The organism is Streptomyces sp. NPDC001410, assembly GCF_042895235.1.
In the GTDB taxonomy this organism is placed as follows: Bacteria; Actinomycetota; Actinomycetes; order Streptomycetales; family Streptomycetaceae; genus Streptomyces.
Map to the genome: position 1 here is coordinate 1 of NZ_JBIAWE010000040.1, position 19,770 is coordinate 19,770.

Consider the following 19,770-nt stretch of genomic DNA (forward strand, 5'->3'; position numbering starts at 1 on the left):
AGGCCGCATTGACCACTCTCGCCCCAGCAGTCGCAGACCCACTCGCCCTTCGAAGCGCCACCAAACAACCTCGCCAGGACAAAACACTCTTTGAGAAGCTGTGTCTGAGCCTCACATGACAGACCGAATGGTGCGTTGGGGCAGGTCATGGGCCGACACGCTGACTAGGCCCACGCATTGCGAGGTTCCTGCCCGACGCTGCCCGGCCGAAAACGCGTGCGTCGCAGCATCCTTGGCCGCAGATCCACTGTTCGCCCAGCCGGTCGCCAGTCGACGTAGGCCCGGTGCGAGGATCGGCGCATGAAGTCATCCGACTACGACACTTTCGGTGAGGCGTACGCCGAGCACAGCGCCATCAGCCCGTTCAACGCTCTGTATGACAGGCCCGCGATCTTGGGCCTGGCCGGGGAGGTGGCTGGGCTGCGGGTCTTGGACATCGGCTGTGCGACGGGGCTGCTGTCCCGGCAACTGGCGGAGCGTGGCGCGGACGTGCTCGGCCTGGACGCCAGTGAGGTCATGATCCGAGAAGCCGAGCGCCGCCACGGACAGTATGCCCGGTTCCGCCAAGCTGACCTGGCCGAACCGCTGCACTTCATACCTGACGCCTCGATCGACCTCGTCACCGCCTCACTCGTCCTGCACTACCTCCGGGACTGGGGGCCCACACTCCAGGAGCTGCACCGCGTGCTGGTGCCCGGTGGCGCGTTCGTACTGTCCGTCCACCACAGCGACGACAGCGCCTGGTTTGCCGACCGGGACTACTTCGCCACCGAAGTGATCACGGAGACCTGGCCCATTGGCGATCACCCCACCGAGGTGCGCGTCTACCGTCGCCCGCTGAGCGCCACGTTCTCCGCACTGCGCCAAGGCGGCTTCCGCGTCGATGAATTGGCCGAGCCGATGCCCGTGCCGGAGGCTTCTGAGAGCCACGCCAGAGGCGTACCGGACCCTCACCACCCAGCCGCGCTTCCTGTACTTCCGGGGCGTCGCCGAGTAGCGGGGATCTCACCGCGTGCCCGCTATGCGCTCGACTTGCTGACTCCTGCGTACGCCATGGGGACGTCTGTAGTCAGTCGGGGCCTCGTTAGCCAGACAGCGGAGAACTGGTGGAGGAACCGAGGGCGAAATCGCAGGCGTCTCCTAAGCGATCAAGCTTGAGGAGATTGCGCAGTGCGGATTTACATCAGTGTGGATATGGAGGGCGTCACCGGGCTCGTGGACGCCGACGATGTCCAGCCCGGTGGCCGGGACTACGAGCGTGGACGGCTGATGATGGCGGAGGACGTCAACGCCGCCGTCCGCGGGGCCGTCGCGGCCGGTGCCACAGACATCACCGTCAACGATGCGCATGGACCCATGCGCAACATCCTGCCCGAGTCGCTGCACCCGGCAGCCCGCCTCATCCGCGGCAAGCCCAAGCAAATGCTCATGCTCGAAGGCCTCACCCCCGAGCACGACGCCGTGATCTGCGTTGGCTACCACTCGCGGGCCGGCGCGCTCGGCGTACTGAGTCACAGCTTCATGGGGCACGAGATCGAAGACATGTGGCTGGACGGCCGGCCTGTGGGCGAGATCGGCCTGGCCCACGCCACCGCGGCCGCCATCGGCGTTCCGGTGACGGTCCTCACCGGTGACGACTGTGCCTGCACAGAGATGACGGAATGGGACGCCTCGGTGACGACCGTGGCCGTGAAATATGCGCGGGACCGGTTCGCAGCAGATCTACGACCGGCGGAAGAAGCACGTGCGGCAATCGAGAAAGCGGTCGCTGTCAGTCTCTCCACAGTCCCGAAGGTGTCAGCGGCCGCTGCGGACCTGTCCGTCCTCACGGTCCGCTGGCAGTCGGCCTCAGTGGCCTCGACGCTCCTGGGAATTCCAGGAGTCACCTTGACAGACACGCGGACCGTCCAGGCGCAGGGCGCTCTGCCCAGCCTTTATCGGCTGTTCGGCGTGTGGACACGGGTGGCAGCGTCTCTGACCAATCAGCCGCCATACTGCTGACCGCCGAGGGCAACGCCTGGGCGGACGTCGGGTCTCGCCCTACGGTGGCCGCATGAGCAGGAACGGTGTTCCCCGGTTGAGGCTGGCCGTGGTCACAGGCGACGATGCCGGGCCGCGGCTGTGCCGGGGGTGCGGGGGCCCGCTGATGCCGACGGCGAAAACAACGGCGGCCTTCTGTTCGAACGCTTGCCGCTCCAGGCACTGGCGGCGGGTGCGGCGGGCGACGACGAGGACCGAGGCGGTCCAAGCCGGCGTGAAGACTGTCTGCCCGGAGTGCGGGGGGTCGTGGACGGTAGGAGTCGACCGTCCCGCCTCGGCCGTCTACTGCTCTCCCGCCTGCCGCAAACGGGCCTGGCACACGCGGCGCGCGCGGCCGGGCGGGGCGTGAGCCTGCGCGTCGGGCAGCGTCAGGGCCGCTTCGGGCGCCGGGCCGGCACGCCCTTCCGGCCGGGACAAGGCAGCCGGATCGTGCGAAGTGACGGTTGTCCAGGGCGAGTTGACGGCACGCGAGGGTGTTGTCCCCGGGGCTCGTGGGGGTGGTGTCCGGATGACCGGGATGGTCGGCAGTGTGACCCGGCAGCGCTACGACGAGTTGGTCAGGCTGGGGCGGGACTGGGTCGAGACGATGAGCAGCGTCCAGTGGCAGCTCGGGGACGTCGGCCTGGAGATCGAGCCGATGCGCTCCTACGGAGGCACGAACCCGTCGGGGAGTGAGGAGTTGTTCACGGTCAGCGAGGCGATCCGGATGTTCGCCGAGGACGTCGGTCTGGCCTATTCGACGGTCCGGGACTACCGGTGGGTGGCCTCGCCGCCGACGACCAGGTGGCCGCGCGGGTGGCCACCGACTTCCTGCGCCGCCCGGCGGTCGCCTCGAAGGCGATGGCCGACGACACCGCCAGGCACGCTGTTAATGAGGCGCAGTTCGACCAGTTCCGCCAGCAGGTCCAGTACGGGCAGCAGGAAGCCGCCCCGCAGCTGGACCAGCTACGACGCATGGAGCACAACACCCAGTTCATGGACCTGGTCGCGGCCTGCACACAGTTCACCGTCACCGCCGGAAGGATCGTGCCGAACCTGCGCGGCGAGCCCTACGACGACGCCGAACGCGAGACGATCCTGCGGGGCCTTGCACGGGTGAGGGCGTCGGCGGACTGGATCGAAAACGCGGTCACCCGCGGCGAGGTCGACCTGGACGAGCAGCTCCAGAAGCTGCTGAAGGGCACGGGCGAGTAGCGATGGGGCGGGGCGTTCCCGCTCACGTCCATGCCGAAGCCGTCCTTTCCGCCCTGTTGGAGGCCCGTCCCGCCGGCCTGACGATCGTCCAGCTGATGGCGGCCACCGAGCGCACCCGTGCGCAGGTCCACACCGGGCTCGCGCACCTGCGCATGGTGGCTGCGGCGAAGGGGCTTCCGCCTGTGACCTGGGACAAGTCGTGGGGATACCGGATGCTCGACGATGCACCGGAGGTGTGGATCGGCTACGAGCGGGCGTTCTTCGAGTCCGTCCACCACCGGGTGGAGAACTTCATCGCTGGCATTCTCCTGCCGCACCAGAAGAAGAAGCCCGACGATCCTTACATCCGCACGGTCATGGCGCAGATGGGCGCGATCGAGTCCACCCTGCACCTCCTCGCCAACCTGGAGTGAACCCCAGAAAGGCAACGGGCCGCGACCGCCCCGCAGTTGGCCCCTCTTCAGGTCGCGGCCCGGCTCCCCGTCATGCCGCTGTCCCGCTACCGCTACCCCTCCGACACCAGTGACCTCGAATGGGCCCTCCTGGAACGGCTCCTGCCCACTCCCGCCTGCCAGACTCCCAAGGGCGGGGCCCCGGAGAAGTGGCCCCGCCGGCGCATCGTCGACGCCATCCGCTACATCACCGACAACGGGGCGAAATGGCGCGCGCTGCCCGCTGACTTCGGCATTCCGTGGCGCACAGTGTTCGGGTACTTCGCCCGCTGGGCAAAGGCTGGCGTCCTGAGGCACGTTCTCGATCAGCTTCGCCGGCAGTTGCGGCTGCGCCGCCGGAGGTGTCCCTGGCCGGTCCGGGTGATCGTGGACTCGCAGTCCGTCAAGGGCGCGGAGACCGTATCGAAGGCGACGCGCGGTTACGACGCGAACAAACACATCAACGGCCGGAAGCGGCATCTCCTGGTTGATCAGGACGGCCTGCTCGTCGACCTGCTCGTCACGCCGGCCGACGTCCAGGACCGGGACGCGGCCCGTGTCCTGCTGACCCGCCTCCACACCGAGCACCCCGAGATCGTGCTGGTCTGGGCGGACAACGGCTACGGCGGAGACGAGTTCGCCGCCTGGGCCCAGGCCACCCTCGGCATCACCGTCAAGGTCGTCTCCCGGCCCAAGGACGCCAAGGGCTTCGTCTTGTTGCCCAAGCGCTGGGTGGTGGAGCGGTCGAATTCGTGGACGATGCGGGCCCGCCGCAACGCGCGGGACTACGAACGCCTCATGTCCCACGCCGAAGCCCACACCCAGTGGGCCTTCATCACCCTCATGACCCGCCGCCTCACCCGACGAAACCGCCGAACCGACGCGGTCCCAACTCCCTTTGCGGCAGTCGCCTGACGATCCCTCCGGATGCCGTTCGCCTCGGCGTCCATCGACGCTAAACCGAACGGCAAACCCGATCGCACCCAGTGTCAGGGCCTCGTGACCTGCGGCAAGAGGATGTGACACAGGCACTGAGCAGCGGCTTCCTGCGGCCAGAACCCGCAAGATTTCAGGCGGCCCTGGACAGCGCCCTGCATCAGGTGGCCACCACTTCGAGCGAGTGGATCCGTTACGAGCTGACGGCGGCCATCGGCGGCCACTCATGGGGCAAGACCGTGGCCGACAGGCCGCCTCGGCTGCTCCTGATGGCCATGGACCGGGGCGAGGAGTATGTGGCGCGGCGTATCGCTGTGGAACTGGAGCAATTCTGGTATGCCGTCCTCGCGCCCTGCTGGCTCGGCATACGGGCCCGTTGGAAGGCGATGTCGCTGCCCGGCCTCCATGATCGCCCGGCATGGAGTCGCGGACGCTGTCAACCAGCTGGCCCCCAACCTGGAGTGGCACGACGGCGCCCTGAAAGTCCACCTGCTTCCCACCAGTTCCCACCGCCTGAGTCTCGATGCCGACACCGCGATCCTCGTACCCAGCGTCTTCGTGGGTCGGGCGATCTTCTGTGCCGCCGAGCCCCCGGGCGCGCCGGCCCCCCGCACACCACTGATCGTCTATCCGGCTGCGCGCATCGACTGTCATCCGCCCTCGCGCGGTGACGAGCCCACCCGCCGATCCCGAACTGACCTCGACCAGAGGCTCGCGACGAAGCCTCGCTTCGATGACGATCTCGAATGACCACGATGGGGTCATCGGTCGTGGGCGGTCCGGGACCGGGGACGCCGAGGAGATCCGTAAGGTGCTACGGAAGGCGGGTGCCATGAGTTCGGCGGAGCCGACGGCGGGTTCGCCGTGGAGGGCGAGCAGAGCGGGCTGCCCTTCCTGGTGGCGGGCGGGATCAGCGAGCGGGAGGAAAAGGCGGCAACCGCCTCGACGTCCACGTCGTCGATCCCGTCGAACACCAGCGAGTCCCAGAACGATGCGTCGCCTGCATGACCAACACCGTCACCGGCCACAGTCGGCTTCGGCGGGGACAGCCGCAGACCTGGCGGGGCGTCCCGGATACGTGCGCATCCACCGAATTCCCGATCGGCTACTTCGACTGCGACCTGTGGGATGCCGAGCAGCGGCCGCGCTGTGCCTCTGGTCGTATTTGGCAGCAGCTGGAGCCCAGCCAGCAGGAACTGGCCGCACAGCACTATGTCCCCCCGAAGCGTGCCGCCCATGGCCTGTCCGGCCGATCATGGACGTAGGCGGTCAGGCATGATGCCTCAGTGAGCATCATCGTCGAGTTCTTCGTGGCGCCGGATGACGCGTCTGCGGCTTCGGCTCTTCAGGCCGGGCCAGGACGTGCCGAGTCGCTCTCCTTCGGCAACTTCGATCCCGAAGGGGCTGTGGTCGAGTGGGAGTGCCTTCTTGCAGGCGGCAGCTTCGAGCAACTCGTCGAAGCCGGCGAGCCTCGTATCGTCGCCGACCAGGACGATGACGGGTGTGTCGTCTTCGCGATCTCGCCTCGCCTGGCTGCCGCACTCGCCGATGCCGAGCGGTCCAGGTTGCGGGATGTCGCCGTCTCGTGGGCCGCGCAGCGCGCGGAGGACGGCGAGGTCATCGACGCGGAGATCGCCGAAGTGATCCTGAGCGATCTGGCCGCTCTCGTCAGCAGCGCCCGACGTCAGGGCCAGGATGTCTACTGCTGGGTCGCGTAGGCGTTCACGTAAGACCAGCTGGTAGTGCCGGGCAGCGATCATCCATGCTTCGTACCGGTCGGCGGGCCACCCGCTTCGGGCGATTTGCCTCTCGTCCGGAGTCGGCTCGCGGCACCGACACGCTGACTGGCACTCCGGATGCAGCTCGATTTCGGAGGAGTAGTCCTGCTCCTGGTCGGCAGGGCGAACGAGGACCAAGAACCGTTGCTCAAGCGGCTCGGGGCAGATCTGGCACAGGTGCTGGAGGAAGGCGAGGCGGGCACGGTCGGCGTCGAGGCTTCTTGAATACGGCGTGCCCGTTGTGGGTCACGGATCCCATGGCACGACCAGCCCGTCGGCCAGCGGCCGGCCGGGGCAGCGCACGGGGATCGCCGGGCTGGTGGACAAGGGGCGGCTCGGCATCTCCGGCATCCCGGCCCTGACCCGACGTCGCCGTCGTACAGCTGTACGCGCTGATGCTCTCCCCGCACCTGGTGTTCGGCGCCTACGGCACCACCATCGACGGTGACACGACCTCACCGAGCGCCTGATCGCCAGCGGGGTCGACATGTTCCTCGGCCACTACGCACAGGTGACGGCAGGTCGTAACCACCGTCGGGCCGTCGGGTATCACATGCCCTCAGCGGGGAATGACGGGCGGCTCGCCCGACCACGTTGAACACGAGCACGACCACGTCCGTATGCACAACTGACACTCCACCACTGAGCCCGCCTTTCACCCTCCACACGGAATGACGCCGATGACCAGTCCAGAGCAGCACTCCGCGCGACCGCCGGTGTGGCGGTGGCGGGCGCTGCTCGTACTCGGACTGCTGGCGGGCCTGTTCGGCATGCACGCCCTGGCGCCCCTCGGGCTCACCCCGGAGCACACTCATACCCGGCCGACGGCGGCCCCCATGGCCATGCAAGACGACTGCACCGACGCCGACGGCCACTGCGGCGGACACCATGCCCAGCACGCAGACTCGACCTGCGCGTCGGGCGCTTTGAGCGGAGGGCCGGAACTGCCCACCCTCGCGCCCGATCCCGTAACAGCGCTTGCGCACGACGACGCCACGTGCCCAGAGGCGTCCGCGGCACCGGACGGTGCACGCGCACCTCCGTCCTTGGCCGAACTCCAACTCCTGCGGATCTAGAGGAACCTCGGCACCGCGTCATCACCTGACGCGGCGCTCACGCCCGCCCGGATCCCCTCTTTCGCACAGCAGGAGTTCACGCATGTCCACCCCTCGTATCTTCACGCGCCGCGCCGCCCTTATCGCGACCACCGCCACCGCCGCACTCGTTCTCGCCGCCTGTGGTGGCGGCAGCGAGGGCAGCGGGCGCTCGGGCCATGACTCGGCCTCGTCGTCCTCGGGCGCCGCCGCCACAGCGGGCGCACACAACACGCAGGACGTGTCCTTCGCCCAGGGCATGATCCCCCACCACCAGCAGGCCCTCGAGATGGCGCAGCTCGCTGCCGGCCGCGCCTCCTCCGCCCAGGTCAAGGATCTCGCCTCGCGCATCGAGAAGGCGCAGGACCCGGAGATCCAGACCATGAGCGGCTGGTTGAAGTCCTGGGGCGAGGACGTCCCGATGTCGCACGGATCGATGGGGTCGATGCCCGGCATGGATCACTCCAGCCACTCCGGCATGCCCGGAATGATGGACGCCAAGGACATGGGCGAGCTGAAGAAGATGTCCGGCGAGGACTTCGACGCCATGTTCCTGACCATGATGATCGAGCACCACAAGGGCGCGGTCGAGATGGCCACCACCGAGAAGGGCAAGGGCAAGTACGGTGCTGCCACCTCCATGGCCGACGACATCGTCACCACGCAGAACGCCGAGATCACCGAGATGAACAAGCTGCTCGGCAAGGGCTGACGCTCCCGGGGAGGCCGGGGCCCGCGCCGGCCTCCCTGTTCCTTGTGGCGCGGAGCGGATTGTCAGGAGGTGGGGCGCAGGCCGTCCACCGTGACGCGGACGAGTCTGCGCGCCGCGGCCTGGGACGGCAGACCACCCGCCGCGCCGAGGGCGTGCAGGCAGTACGCGGCGAGCTCGTCCGGCGACACGTCGTCGCGTACCTCGCCGGCTTCCGCGCCCTCGGCGAGCAGCTCACTGATGAACCGGAGCAGATGTTGTTCGGCGTGGGCGACGTGCTCCCCTCGGTGCAGGACGGCACCGATCTCCGGGTCATGGCCGCGACGCCGCAGCTGGATCGAGGGGTAGGCGTCGAGGGCCGCGGTCAGTCGTTCGCCCGCGCTGCCGGGCCGGTCGCGGAGCGCCGCGAGCTCCTGCAGATGGCCGGTGATCTGCCGCTCGTGCCAGGCGGTCATGATCGATTCGACGTCCGGGAAGTACTTGTAGAGCGTGGCCCGGCCGATCCCGGTTCCCTCGGCGATGCGGGACATCGTCACGCCCCGCAGCCCGTGCTCGGCCACGAGAGCCGCGGTCACTTCCAGCACCGCGTCACGTACCGCGCGGCGGTGCTCTTCGATCGTCTCGTTCCACAGCTTGGGCACCCCCGTAGTGTACGCGGCGCCCACCTGAATACAGCATGACTTGACGTAGGCACAGTGTCTCGATAAATCTGGGGTCGTCACCCGGGTCCGTATCCCGTCACGAGGATCCGGCCACCCTCAAAAGGAGGGCCCATGTCCGTCTCACCTCATCAGCCGGGCGCAAGGGCTCCGCGGGAGCCCGACGACCTGTACGCCACCCCGCCCCCGTGGGACATCGGCCGCCCCCAGCCGGCCTTCCTGTCCCTCACCCGGTCCGGTGGAATCCGGGGCCGGGTGCTGGATGTCGGCTGCGGTACTGGGGAGCACACGCTCATGGCGGCCGCTCTCGGTCGCGACGCCACCGGTATCGACCTCGCCGCCCGAGCCCTGGGCGCAGCAGAGGAGAAGGCACGCGCCCGCGGCGAGAAGGTGCGATTCCTGCGCCATGACGCCCGCGACCTCGCCGGTCTCGGCGAGCAGTTCGACACCGTGCTCGACTGCGGTCTCTTCCACGTCTTCGCAGGCGAGGACCGCACCGCGTACACAGGCGGCCTGCGGTCCGTCCTACGGCCGGGCGGGCGCTGCTTCATGCTCTGCATCAGCGATCGGGAGCGTGGCGTCTGGGGCCCTGTGCACAAGGTGACACGTGGCGACGTCGAAGCGGCGTTCGCCGACGGCTGGCAGATCGACTCCGTCGAACCGTCGGCCATCGAACTCAGCGTCGCCCCGGGCCACGTCGACGCCTGGTTCGTCGCTGTGACCAGGATCTGAACCCTCTTCACCCACCATCGCCCCGAGGATCGCCATGCCGAGTGCCGAAGCCCGCGTACCCACTGACCGGCCGAGCCGGTATCTCGTCCAGCTGTGCAAGCACTTCAGCAACAAGGGCCGCCACCTCGGCCACCGCGCGCGGCCACATCATGGCGGGGACGCCACGCCGCCGCCCGGAACGCACATGCCGCCCGAGCTCAGGCCGGACCAGATCCAGGTCGAGTGGACCGACACCCATGGTGTCCTGACGCTTCCCTGGGGTCGGTGCACCTTGGACGCCGCGTCGGACGCGCTGGTGCTGCGCGCCGAGGGCGACGACGAACAAGGGCTGCGTCGGCTCCAGGACCTCCTGGCCGCGCACCTCGGCAGGTTCGGGAGGCGCGAAGAGCTGCGAGTGGACTGGCGGGAGACGGCACCTGCCGCCCGGAGTGCGGAGGACGCCGGTAGCGCGGTCACCACCTCCGCATCGACCTCGGCGCGGCGCAGGCACCTCACCTGGGCAGGCGTCGCGGTCCTGGGCATCCTGGCCGTGGCTGTCCACCTGGGTCTGGCTGGTGCGGTGTTGTCCGCGCCGCACTGGACGGGCTGGGCGGCCGGCGCCGTCCTGGTCGCCGTGCTCCTGAAGATCACGGCCGTGACGTTCCTGGGCCGCCGTGTGCACCGCCGCAGCCGACGGCGGCAGGCCGGTTAGGTCACGCCGCTCTGCGGGGCTTCAGCCGTGCGCCGACCGGCGGCGCACGGCCTCACCCGCCCTCCCCAAGTGCCCGTCCCGGCCGCGGCTTTCCACCGTGCGGCGACGACAACCGCGTCACCGCGTGAGCAACGACGGTCACACCGGGGCCCGACGGTCGTGCCGGCCGTCGGGCCCCGGTGCAACCTGCTCGGTCGACCGCTTACTGGTCAGCGGCCCGGAAGTGGCGCAGCCGCAGGCTGTTGCCGACGACGAAGACCGAGGAGAAGGCCATGGCCGCGCCGGCGATCATCGGGTTGAGCAGACCGGCCGCGGCGAGCGGCAGGGCGGCGACGTTGTAGGCGAAGGCCCAGAAGAGGTTGGAGCGGATGGTGCCGAGGGTCTTGCGGGCGAGGCGGATGGCGTCGGCCGCGACCCGCAGGTCACCGCGGACCAGGGTCAGGTCGCCGGCCTCGATCGCGGCGTCCGTGCCGGTGCCCATGGCCAGACCCAGGTCGGCCTGGGCCAGTGCCGCGGCGTCGTTGACTCCGTCACCGACCATGGCGACCGAACGGCCCTCGCCCTGCAGGCGCTTGACGACGTCCACCTTGTCCTGCGGCAGGACTTCGGCGATCACGTGCTCGGGTGCGATGCCCACCTCGGCAGCCACCGACTCGGCCACGGCCTGGTTGTCGCCGGTGAGGAGGATGGGAGTCAGGCCGAGGGCACGCAGGCGACGGATGGCTTCGGGGCTGGTCTCCTTGACGGCGTCAGCGACTTCGAGGACCGCGCGGGCCTCGCCGTCCCAGGCGACCGTGATGGCCGTACGACCGGCCGCCTCGGCTTCGGCCCTGGCGCGCTGGAGCTTTGGCGGCAGGGTGATCGCCCACTCGGCCAGCAGCGGCTCCCGGCCGACCAGGACGGCATGTCCGTCGACGATGCCCTGGACGCCGAGGCCGGGGATGTTGGCGAAGTCCTCCGGGCTGGGCAGCGTGCCGACCCGGGCGGCGGCTCCCGCGGCGACGGCCTGGGCGATCGGGTGCTCGGAGGAGTGCTCCAGGGCACCGGCCAGACGCAGGACGTCCGTCTCGGTGGTGCCCTCGGTCGTCTCGGCGGCCGTGTGCACGGCCAGCAGGGTCATCCGGCCGGTGGTGACGGTGCCGGTCTTGTCCAGGACGATGGTGTCGACGCGGCGCGTGGACTCCAGGACTTCGGGGCCCTTGATGAGGATGCCGAGCTGGGCGCCGCGTCCGGTACCGACCATCAGTGCGGTCGGTGTGGCCAGGCCGAGCGCGCAGGGGCAGGCGATGATCAGGACGGCGACGGCGGCGGTGAACGCTGCGACGATGTCGCCGGTGACGCCCAGCCAGACGCCGAACGTGCTCAGCGCGAGGAGGATGACCACCGGGACGAAGACCGCGGAGATCCGGTCCGCGAGCCGCTGGGCCGCTGCCTTGCCGTTCTGGGCGTCCTCCACCAGCTTGGCCATCCGGGCGAGTTGGGTGTCTGCGCCCACCCGGGTGGCCCGCACGATCAGTCGCCCGCCGGCATTCAGGGTGGCACCGGTGACAAAGTCCCCGACGGTCACCTCGACCGGGACGGACTCGCCGGTGAGCATGGCGGCGTCCACGGCGGAGGCGCCCTCGACGACCGCACCGTCGGTGGCGATCTTCTCGCCGGGGCGGACGAGGAAGCGGTCGCCGACCTTCAACTCCGCGACGGGTATGCGTTCCTCCCGGTCCCCGCGTAGCACGGTGACCTCCTTGGCACCCAGCTCCAGCAGGGCCTTGAGTGCCGCGCCCGCCGTGCGCTTGGAGCGGGCCTCGAAGTACCGGCCGGCCAGGATGAACGCGGTCACACCGGCCGCGGCCTCCAGATAGATGCTCCCGGCCCCGTCACTGCGGGCGATGGTCAGCTCGAAGGGGTGCCTCATGCCGGGCATGCCGGCCGTTCCGAAGAACAGGGCCCACAGCGACCAGCCGAACGCGGCCGACGTACCGACCGAGATCAGCGTGTCCATGGTCGCGGCGCCGTGCCGGGCGTTGGTCCAGGCGGCCTTGTGGAAGGGCCAGGCGGCGTACGTCACCACGGGCGCCGCCAGGGTCAGCGACAGCCACTGCCAGTACTCGAACTGCAGCGCCGGTACCATCGCCATCGCGATCACCGGCACCGCGAGCACCACCGCGGTGGTCAGCCGCTGCCGCAGCGGCCGCATTTCGTCGACCTCCTCGTTTGCAGAGCCGCCGCCGGACTCCGGCTCGGCGCGAGCGGGCTCGGGCTCGCGTGCGGTGTAACCGGTGGCCTCGACGGTGGCGATCAGTTCGGCGACGGCCATGTCCTCCCGGAAGGTGACCTTGGCCTTCTCGGTGGCGTAGTTGACGGTGGCCTCGACACCGTCCATGCGGTTGAGCTTCTTCTCGATGCGGGCGGCGCAGGAGGCGCAGGTCATGCCGCCGATGACGAGTTCGACCTCGGCGGCACCGGGCGTGGTGGTGGTCATGTCTGCTCCTCGCAGCTCACGAACGCGGCGGGTGTGGATGGCGGGAAGGGCGGGGGGCCGGGGCCAGGGCGGCGACCCCCGCCCGATGGCGGGTGGTCAGGCCTCGACGCGGCCGGCGTAGTCATAGCCGGCCTCGTCCACGGTCTCGGCGAGCGTTGCGTCGAACGTCTCGTCCGGTACTGCGGCGGTCGTCACGGTGACGAGCCCCGTGCCGATCTCGACGTCCACGGCGATGACGTCGTCCAACGCACCCACGGCCTGGGTGACGACTCCCTGGCAGTGCGCACTGCCGACGCCGTCGACCTTGTAGACGGTCCTGGTCTGGGCGGCGGTGTGGCAGGTTCCCTCGGGCGTGCAGCAGCCGGACATCGGTGTCTCCTCGCGACAGTCTTCCATACCCCCTGGGGGTATCTGGCAGCTTACATGTATACCCCCCACCCGTATGCAACGCAAGAGTGTTCACCGCGCAACCTGGTACCCCCAGGGGTACGGTGAAGTGCATCGAGTCGCCTCTGGGCGGACAAGAGCCACGGAGCGCGGATCGCCAGGAGCTTCGCCGACTTCACACCACGCGGCGGCGACGGGCTGACCCTCGGAGCCCCTCTACCGCCACCCCGCCCTCGCCGCCGCGGTCACCGCCATCCTCGCAACCGCGGCACCACCCTCGAAGCCGTACATGATCGGCACCTACAGCGCCTCCCGGGGCCTTGGCCCGCTGGGCCTTCACGCCTGCTCTGTGGGGTGGCGGGGGCCGGGCCCCGTAGAAGGTGCCGAAGGACCCGGAACAGGAGCAGGCCGCTGATCGTGAGCAGGAGCAGGCCGGCGGCCACGGTGATGTCGGCGGCCGTGGATGCCGGGGCGGCGAGGGCCTGGGCGGTGCCGCCCGCGGCCAGGACGGCGACGGCGGTCAGGGTCCACAGGCTCACCTGGGCGCGGGACATGGCGTCATCCCCCCATCAGGTGCTGGGCCGCGGTGGTGACGGCCTCCAGGATCGTCAGCACGACCATGAAGGCGACGACGGCCGCGCCGAGGATCATCGCGACCGGGGCGGCGGCGCCAGGGCGTTCCGGGCCGCGGTCGACGAACGGGAGAATGATCAGCAGCGCGAACAGGACCCCGGCGCCCCACAGGATGCCGGACAGACCGATCCAGTTCTCCAGGGTGAACAGCCACCAGTACATCCAGGGCGGCTTGGTGACCTCGATGCCCTCCACGGGGGTCGCGCCGATACCGGGCGGGAAGACGACGGCGAGGACGCCGAGGACCGACAGCAGCACCAGGCCCAGGGCGCCGATGCGGCGCAGATGGTGGGTGAAGGGCTCGAACGGCTCTCCCCCTGGTCCCACTTCAGGACCGTTCCCGTGAACATGGCGCCGATGACCAGCGCGAACATGCCCACACCGATGAGGTAGTTGCCCTCGCGCGGGCGCTTGTACGAGCCGGTGAGGTAGATGCGCAGCAGATGCAGTATCGCCAGGACGTACATGGCCTCGGCGGCCCAGTAGTGCAGGCCGCGCAGGTACTTGCCGAGGTACACGGCGCGTACGAGATGGCGTACGGACTCGTTCGCGAAGGCCGGGTCCGGGTTGTAGAACTGGGCCATCACGATGCCCGTGGCGATGAGGATGAGCAGGCTGACCGCGGTCAGGCCACCGAGGCTGTAACCGATGGTGTTGGCGTGCGAGGGCACCGGGTACTGAATGGCCTTGATGCCCAGACGCTCGTCGACGGCATCCATGAACCGCCGTGCCCTGCTTGCCTGTTCGGGGTGTTCGGGCTTGCTGGGCGGCTCGGTCGGCGGCGGCGCCGGTTCCATGCGGGTCATGACGTGCCTCCCCCATGGGTGTCGTGCGGGCGGACCCGGATCGCGAGGACGACGCCTGCGGCCCCTACGGCGGCACTGGCGCCCAGCAGCCCCCAGTCCCCGGCGTGCAGCGGACCGCGGCCGGGCAGCGGGTCGGCGACGACGAGCGTGCCGGTCTCGGCACCGGTGATCGGCAGCGGGCTGTTGATCGGCACCGGGTCGGAGGGGGTGGTCGCCAGGCGGGCGCCGATGGACCGCTCCAGCAGGACGCGGGTGGCGGTGAGATCGCCGGACTTGAACGCCTGCTGGGCCTTGCGGACGTAGGCGAGGTCGACGTGGGAGGTGTCCTTGGCCTCCAGCGAGTCGTTGATCTTGTCCTCGATGTCCATCGAGTCGTGTGGCCTGGTCACCAGGTAGGCGATGCCCTGGCGTACGAGGCCGAAGGCCCGCTCACTCCCCTCGTCGTCGTGCGCGAAGGCCGCCGGGCCGGACAGGGCGAGCAGGCCGGCGATGAGCAGACTGGCGGCGGCGGTGCGGGCGGGCGCTCCGGGCCGCCGTGAGCGTCCCGTGGACGCTGCGGAGTTGGCGTACACGTCACCTCCAGGAAGATGGGCGAACCCCTCGGGCCGCCGGTTTCGTGCAGGACTGTTGTGCGGCCGGGTGGAGGGCGGGGCCTTGCGGCAGCGGGGAACGAAGCGCGGGGTACCTCCCGCGTACGCGTCCCACTCGGGCCCGAACCGCCAGGCCACTTCCCGCTCTTCGCTGCGGGCGAGGCGGGCGTAGACGTACACCAGGACCGGGAACATGATCAGGGTGGGGATCGTGGGCCACTGCAGCAGGAACCCGATCATGACGAGCAGGAAGCCGTCGTACTGCGGGTGCCGACGTGGGCGTAGGGGCCGGTGGTGGCGAGCCGGTCGTGCCGGGCGGCTTCGTGCAGCACCCTCCAGGCGGCGGCGATCAGCCAGAAACCGGCGCCGATGGCGACGTAGCTCGCCGGGTGGAAGGGGCTGAGGGGGGGGTACTTCCAGCCGATCAGGTCGTTCCACAGGTGGCTGCCGGCATGGGTGTCCTTCAGCAGCGGGAAGCGGGAGCCGAGCCAACTGCCGAGCAGGTAGATGGTCAGCGGGGTGCCGTACATCTCCGTGAAGAGGGCGACCAGGAAAGCACTGTAGGCGCCCATCGCCCTCCAGTCCCGCCCGGTCTTCGGGTGGAAGAAGCTCGCGGCGAAGGCGATGAACAGCAACGTGTTCAGGACGACCAGCGGCCACAGGCCGTAGGCGGCGTCAGCCATGACGGCCTCCTCCCCGGATGCTCGCGTGCCGGGTGGTGTTTGGAGGCCGCTCGCCGTGGGCGAGCCGGCTCATGCGGGCCTGGTGCTCGGCCGTCGTGATGCGGCCGTGCAGCAGCAGGCCGTCTTGCGCCGCTCGACGGCCTCCAGCGCGGTACGGCGGCCGCGCAGTCGGGCGAGCGGCGGGCAGCGGGACACATACGGGGTGACCAGGCGGACGGTGTCGTAGGCGAACCAGGTCAGCATGGCCGCCCCGAACAGCAGGGTGATCACCGCGGACATGGTCCGGCTCCCTGTCCTCCGGCCCGGCCGGTCAGGTCCGGCCGGTACCGTACGGCGGACGGTCGTGCTTGGTGAGCGGCTGCCCCTCCGGGCGGTCATCCAGGTGGTCCTGCGGGGATCCGTGACCGCCGTGCGCGCCGTCGTCGCCGCGCATGCCGCGCATCATGAACATCATCATCAGCGGGCAGGCGAGAGCGATCGCCAGCACGAGGATCGTGCCGACCGGCACGCCCAAGGCCAGGACGCCGACCACGGCGATCGCGATCGCGACCGCGTACAGGCCGTAGTTGCGCTGATCGGTGCTCATCACGGGCCTCCTCGGAGTGTGCCCGTCGGATTGCCGTCGGGTGCCGGTCAGCTCTTGCTGAGCGAAGGCCCGCGGCCGGCGTGCAGAACGGCCATGCGCCGGTTGTACTCGTCCTCGTCGATCTCTCCGCGGGCGAAGCGCTCGGCGAGGAGCTGCTCGGGGCTGGGTCCGGAGAGCGGAGTGACAGGCGGTGTCCCGGTGCCGTTCGACCGGGCCAGGGCCCGGAAGAGCAGAACACCGAGCGCGATGATCACGGCCCAGAAGAGGATCATGCCGGCCGACATCGCGAACCAGCCCCATCCGCTGACATCGTGGTCGTACCAGAACATCACGGTGCTCACCTCGTCGCGGGCCACGGGACGCGGGTCCGGCGCCTGCGGGCTGCCCGGTGCCCTCACCCTCACCGTGCCCCTCCACCCCCGGGCAGGTCATGGGCCGAAGCGGCCAACGCATCCGGGCCATTGGTCCCTTACCCGGCAGGGGTATCCGGAGGAGGGTGGGAAGTGGCCGCGGACAAGGACGGAGAGAAGGTCCGCCATGGATACCGCAGACATCGTCGTAGTGGCCTTGGCCACCGTGCTCATTGCCGCCCTGGGCTGGTACTTCTTCGGCCCGCGCCGGGCCCGCAGCGCCCGCATGGAAGGCGGGGTGCAGCGCGCGGAGGTGACCGTGCGGGGCGGGTACAGCCCCGATGTGATCCGGGTGCGGCAGGGCGTGCCGGTGGAGCTGGTCTTCGACCGGCAGGAGTCGGGGGAGTGCACCAACCGTGTCGTCTTCCCTGATCTGCGCGTGAGTGCCGGGCTGCCCGCGTACGCGCGCACCGTGGTGCGACTGCGCCCCGAGCAGGCGGGGTCGTACGAATTCGCGTGCGGGATGAACATGATCCGCGGCACGCTCGTGGTCGACCCGGGCGAGGCCGCCCAGGGCGGCCCAGGCGAAGGTGCCGAGGGCGGCCCCGCCGACGAGGCACCCGCGGTGCCGGCCGGGGGGCCGCAGGAGCACGTCTCCGCCGCCGACGCCGAGGCCGCGGAGGCCGCCGAGCGGCAGGCGGAGATCACGGATCTGTTCCGCCGGGTCGTGGTCGGCGCGGTGCTGACGCTTCCCGTGCTGTTCGCGGTGATGGCCCACGAGCTGTTCGGCGCCGACTGGGTGCCGGGCTGGCTGCTCAACCACTGGCTGCAACTGGCGCTCATCACCCCGGTGATGTTCTGGACCGGATGGCCCATCCACCGCATCGGCTGGCTCACCCTGCGCCACCGCGGCGCCGACATGAACTCCCTCATCACGCTGGGCACATCCGCCGCCTACGGATACAGCCTCCTGGTCACCCTGGCTCCGTCGCTGCTGCCGGAGAACCTGCGCGAGGTCTACTTCGAGGCCGTCGGCGTCATCCTCACCCTGATCCTCCTCGGCCGGTTCCTGGAGGCACGCGCCAAGGCCGGCACCGGTGAGGCGATCCGCGCACTGCTGGGTCTGCAGGCCCGTACCGCCCGCGTCGTACGGGACGGGGCCGAGGCCGAGATCCCGGTGGACGAGGTCGTGGTGGGCGACGAGATCGTCGTACGGCCCGGGGAGAAGATCCCCGTCGACGCCGAGGTGCTGTCGGGCGCGTCCGCCGTGGACGAGTCGATGGTCACCGGCGAGCCGATGCCGGTCACCAAGCGGGCCGGGGACACGGTGATCGGCGCCACCGTGAACACGACCGGGTCCCTGCGGGTGCGGGCGGCGAAGATCGGTGCGGACACGATGCTGGCGCAGATCATCCGGATGGTGCAGCAGGCCCAGGCGTCCAAGGCGCCGATCCAGCGGCTCGCCGACGCGATCTCCGCGTACTTCGTCCCCGCGGTCGTCGCCGTCGCGATCGCCACCTTCGCACTCTGGTACACCGTCGGCCCGGCGCCCGCGCTCACCCTGGCCCTGGTCTCCGCGGTCTCCGTCCTGATCATCGCCTGCCCCTGCGCACTGGGCCTGGCCACCCCGCTGTCCGTGATGGTCGGCACCGGAAAGGGCGCCCGGGCAGGCATCCTGATCCGCTCCGCCGAGGCCCTGGAGACCGCGCACAAGCTGGACACCGTCGTGCTGGACAAGACCGGCACGGTCACCGCGGGCAAGCCGGTCCTGACCGACGTGCGCCCGGCGGACGGTTTCGGTGAGGCGGAGGTGCTGCGGCTCGTCGCTGCCGCCGAGGCCGACAGCGAGCACCCCCTTGCCACCGCGATCGTCGCGAGCGCCCGCGAACGCGGCCTGACCGTTCCCGCCGCCACGGCCTTCGACTCGGTCACCGGCAAGGGTGTCCAGGCCACCGTCGACGGCAAGGCGGTCCTCGTCGGCACCGCCCGTCTGCTCGCCGACGTCGGCATCGACACCGCTCAACTGGCCGCGCAGGCCGAGGAGTTCTCCGGCCAGGGCAAGACCCCCGTCCTGGCCGCCGTCGACGGGCGCCCGGCGGGCGTGCTGGCCGTCGCCGACACCGTCAAGGACGACTCGGCCCAGGCCATCACCGCCCTGCACCGCCTCGGCATCGACACCGTCATCCTCACCGGCGACAACGCCCGCACTGCCGCCGCCATCGCCCGCCAGGTCGGCGTACGGCGGGTTCTCGCCGAAGTCCTGCCGGAACACAAGGCCGACGAGATCCGCCGTCTCCAGGGCGAGGGCCGGATCGTCGGCATGGTCGGCGACGGCATCAACGACGCCCCCGCGCTGGCCCAGGCCGACGTGGGGATGGCGATCGGCACCGGCACGGACGTCGCCATCGAGGCCGCCGACATCACGCTCATCTCCGGCTCGCTCTCCGGCGTGGTCACCGCGATCCGCCTGTCGCGCGCCACCATGCGCAACATCAAGCAGAACCTGTTCTTCGCCCTGGTCTACAACGCCGTCGGCATCCCGATCGCCGCCGGAGCCCTCTATCCGCTCTGGGGCATCCGTCTCAGCCCGATCATCGCCGCCGCGGCCATGGCCCTGTCCTCCCTGTCGGTGGTCACCAACGCCTCCCGGCTGCGCCGCTGGCGTCCCGAGCCGCTCGCGAAGGCGGAGACCTCGGAACAGGGAGAGCTGATCGTCGAGGCGGCGGCGGAGCCTGCGGAAGGACCGGGCGCGGCACAGACCGTGACCGACCCGGTGTGCGGCATGCAGATCGATCCCGCGACCGCCGCGGAACAGCGGGACACCCCCGACGGCACCTTGTACTTCTGCTCGGCCCACTGCGCCGACGCCTACGACGCCGAACCCGGCCGCTATGCCGGCGCGGCGGCTGCGGGCAGCGGCATCCTGCATGACAAGCACGAGCACCACTGACGCGAGGGCGTGCCTCGCCCGTCGACCTCCGCTGCACGCGTG

Annotated in this window: 21 protein-coding genes and 3 pseudogenes; 15 read left to right on the forward strand and 9 right to left on the reverse strand. The window is 70.0% G+C overall.

Annotated features, from left to right (window positions below; all coding sequences use genetic code 11):
- The first annotated feature begins 300 nt into the window (after positions 1 to 300).
- From ACFY3C_RS44925 to ACFY3C_RS44980, 12 genes and pseudogenes are all read left to right on the forward strand, one after another.
- A complete protein-coding gene (locus tag ACFY3C_RS44925; RefSeq protein ID WP_390775073.1) occupies positions 301 to 1,158 on the forward strand; it encodes a methyltransferase domain-containing protein in 858 nt (285 codons plus the stop codon).
- A 12-nt stretch (positions 1,159 to 1,170) separates the two neighbouring features.
- Entirely contained in the window at positions 1,171 to 2,001 is an 831-nt protein-coding gene (locus tag ACFY3C_RS44930) for a M55 family metallopeptidase (protein WP_390775074.1), read from the forward strand.
- Positions 2,002 to 2,796: 795 nt separating this feature from the next.
- Positions 2,797 to 3,234, forward strand: coding sequence for a DUF6192 family protein (locus tag ACFY3C_RS44935; protein WP_390775075.1), 438 nt, complete (start codon positions 2,797 to 2,799; stop codon positions 3,232 to 3,234).
- 95 nt (positions 3,235 to 3,329) lie between these two features.
- A complete protein-coding gene (locus tag ACFY3C_RS44940) occupies positions 3,330 to 3,647 on the forward strand; it encodes a RacP protein (RefSeq protein WP_390775076.1) in 318 nt (105 codons plus the stop codon).
- Between the two features lie 72 nt (positions 3,648 to 3,719).
- Positions 3,720 to 4,529 (forward strand): annotated as a pseudogene (locus ACFY3C_RS44945) (IS5 family transposase); the annotation flags it as partial.
- 477 nt (positions 4,530 to 5,006) lie between these two features.
- A complete protein-coding gene (locus tag ACFY3C_RS44950; protein WP_390775077.1) occupies positions 5,007 to 5,351 on the forward strand; it encodes a hypothetical protein in 345 nt (114 codons plus the stop codon).
- Between the two features lie 114 nt (positions 5,352 to 5,465).
- Positions 5,466 to 5,609, forward strand: a complete 144-nt coding sequence (locus ACFY3C_RS44955) for a hypothetical protein (protein WP_390775078.1) — start codon at positions 5,466 to 5,468, stop codon at positions 5,607 to 5,609.
- Positions 5,606 to 5,866, forward strand: a complete 261-nt coding sequence (locus ACFY3C_RS44960; RefSeq protein ID WP_386581529.1) for a hypothetical protein — start codon at positions 5,606 to 5,608, stop codon at positions 5,864 to 5,866. Before ACFY3C_RS44955 ends, ACFY3C_RS44960 begins: the two co-directional genes overlap by 4 nt.
- Before the next feature lie 21 nt (positions 5,867 to 5,887).
- Entirely contained in the window at positions 5,888 to 6,319 is a 432-nt protein-coding gene (locus ACFY3C_RS44965; protein WP_390775079.1) for a hypothetical protein, read from the forward strand.
- 138 nt (positions 6,320 to 6,457) lie between these two features.
- Positions 6,458 to 6,604: a hypothetical protein gene (locus tag ACFY3C_RS44970; protein ID WP_390775080.1), complete on the forward strand. Its 147-nt coding sequence runs from the start codon at positions 6,458 to 6,460 to the stop codon at positions 6,602 to 6,604.
- A 455-nt stretch (positions 6,605 to 7,059) separates the two neighbouring features.
- On the forward strand, positions 7,060 to 7,455 hold the full coding sequence (locus tag ACFY3C_RS44975) for a DUF6153 family protein (protein ID WP_390775081.1): 396 nt from the start codon (positions 7,060 to 7,062) through the stop codon (positions 7,453 to 7,455).
- An 82-nt stretch (positions 7,456 to 7,537) separates the two neighbouring features.
- Complete coding sequence (locus ACFY3C_RS44980) at positions 7,538 to 8,185, forward strand: DUF305 domain-containing protein (RefSeq protein ID WP_386581537.1); 648 nt, start codon at positions 7,538 to 7,540, stop codon at positions 8,183 to 8,185.
- 62 nt (positions 8,186 to 8,247) lie between these two features.
- Here ACFY3C_RS44980 and ACFY3C_RS44985 read toward each other — a convergent pair whose 3' ends face one another.
- On the reverse strand, positions 8,248 to 8,823 hold the full coding sequence (locus tag ACFY3C_RS44985) for a TetR/AcrR family transcriptional regulator (RefSeq protein WP_390775082.1): 576 nt from the start codon (positions 8,821 to 8,823) through the stop codon (positions 8,248 to 8,250).
- A 132-nt stretch (positions 8,824 to 8,955) separates the two neighbouring features.
- Here ACFY3C_RS44985 and ACFY3C_RS44990 point away from each other — a divergent pair, with 132 nt between their 5' ends.
- Together ACFY3C_RS44990 and ACFY3C_RS44995 are read left to right on the forward strand one after the other, a co-directional pair.
- The gene (locus ACFY3C_RS44990) at positions 8,956 to 9,573 is read left to right on the forward strand and encodes a class I SAM-dependent methyltransferase (protein WP_390775083.1); all 618 of its coding nucleotides are present in this window, start codon (positions 8,956 to 8,958) and stop codon (positions 9,571 to 9,573) included.
- A gap of 34 nt (positions 9,574 to 9,607) precedes the next feature.
- The gene (locus ACFY3C_RS44995) at positions 9,608 to 10,264 is read left to right on the forward strand and encodes a DUF2218 domain-containing protein (RefSeq protein ID WP_390775084.1); all 657 of its coding nucleotides are present in this window, start codon (positions 9,608 to 9,610) and stop codon (positions 10,262 to 10,264) included.
- Positions 10,265 to 10,466: 202 nt separating this feature from the next.
- Here ACFY3C_RS44995 and ACFY3C_RS45000 read toward each other — a convergent pair whose 3' ends face one another.
- The 8 genes and pseudogenes from ACFY3C_RS45000 to ACFY3C_RS45035 all read right to left on the reverse strand — a co-directional run bounded on the left by ACFY3C_RS45000 (position 10,467) and on the right by ACFY3C_RS45035 (position 16,757).
- Positions 10,467 to 12,743: a heavy metal translocating P-type ATPase gene (locus ACFY3C_RS45000; protein ID WP_390775085.1), complete on the reverse strand. Its 2,277-nt coding sequence runs from the start codon at positions 12,741 to 12,743 to the stop codon at positions 10,467 to 10,469.
- A 96-nt stretch (positions 12,744 to 12,839) separates the two neighbouring features.
- Positions 12,840 to 13,112, reverse strand: a complete 273-nt coding sequence (locus tag ACFY3C_RS45005) for a heavy-metal-associated domain-containing protein (protein WP_386581545.1) — start codon at positions 13,110 to 13,112, stop codon at positions 12,840 to 12,842.
- A 576-nt stretch (positions 13,113 to 13,688) separates the two neighbouring features.
- Complete coding sequence (locus ACFY3C_RS45010; protein ID WP_390775097.1) at positions 13,689 to 14,090, reverse strand: hypothetical protein; 402 nt, start codon at positions 14,088 to 14,090, stop codon at positions 13,689 to 13,691.
- A 50-nt stretch (positions 14,091 to 14,140) separates the two neighbouring features.
- Positions 14,141 to 14,569 (reverse strand): annotated as a pseudogene (locus tag ACFY3C_RS45015) (cytochrome b N-terminal domain-containing protein); the annotation flags it as partial.
- Positions 14,570 to 15,231: 662 nt separating this feature from the next.
- Positions 15,232 to 15,842 (reverse strand): annotated as a pseudogene (locus ACFY3C_RS45020) (methyltransferase family protein); the annotation flags it as partial.
- 69 nt (positions 15,843 to 15,911) lie between these two features.
- Positions 15,912 to 16,121 carry a hypothetical protein gene (locus ACFY3C_RS45025; protein ID WP_390775086.1) on the reverse strand — a complete coding sequence of 70 codons (210 nt, stop codon included), beginning with the start codon at positions 16,119 to 16,121 and terminating at the stop codon, positions 15,912 to 15,914.
- A gap of 31 nt (positions 16,122 to 16,152) precedes the next feature.
- A complete protein-coding gene (locus ACFY3C_RS45030; RefSeq protein WP_390775087.1) occupies positions 16,153 to 16,428 on the reverse strand; it encodes a DUF2933 domain-containing protein in 276 nt (91 codons plus the stop codon).
- 47 nt (positions 16,429 to 16,475) lie between these two features.
- A complete protein-coding gene (locus ACFY3C_RS45035; RefSeq protein ID WP_386581572.1) occupies positions 16,476 to 16,757 on the reverse strand; it encodes an SHOCT domain-containing protein in 282 nt (93 codons plus the stop codon).
- Positions 16,758 to 16,965: 208 nt separating this feature from the next.
- Between ACFY3C_RS45035 and ACFY3C_RS45040 the strand changes: the two genes are divergently transcribed.
- Positions 16,966 to 19,728 carry a heavy metal translocating P-type ATPase gene (locus ACFY3C_RS45040; protein ID WP_390775088.1) on the forward strand — a complete coding sequence of 921 codons (2,763 nt, stop codon included), beginning with the start codon at positions 16,966 to 16,968 and terminating at the stop codon, positions 19,726 to 19,728.
- The last annotated feature ends 42 nt before the right edge of the window (positions 19,729 to 19,770 follow it).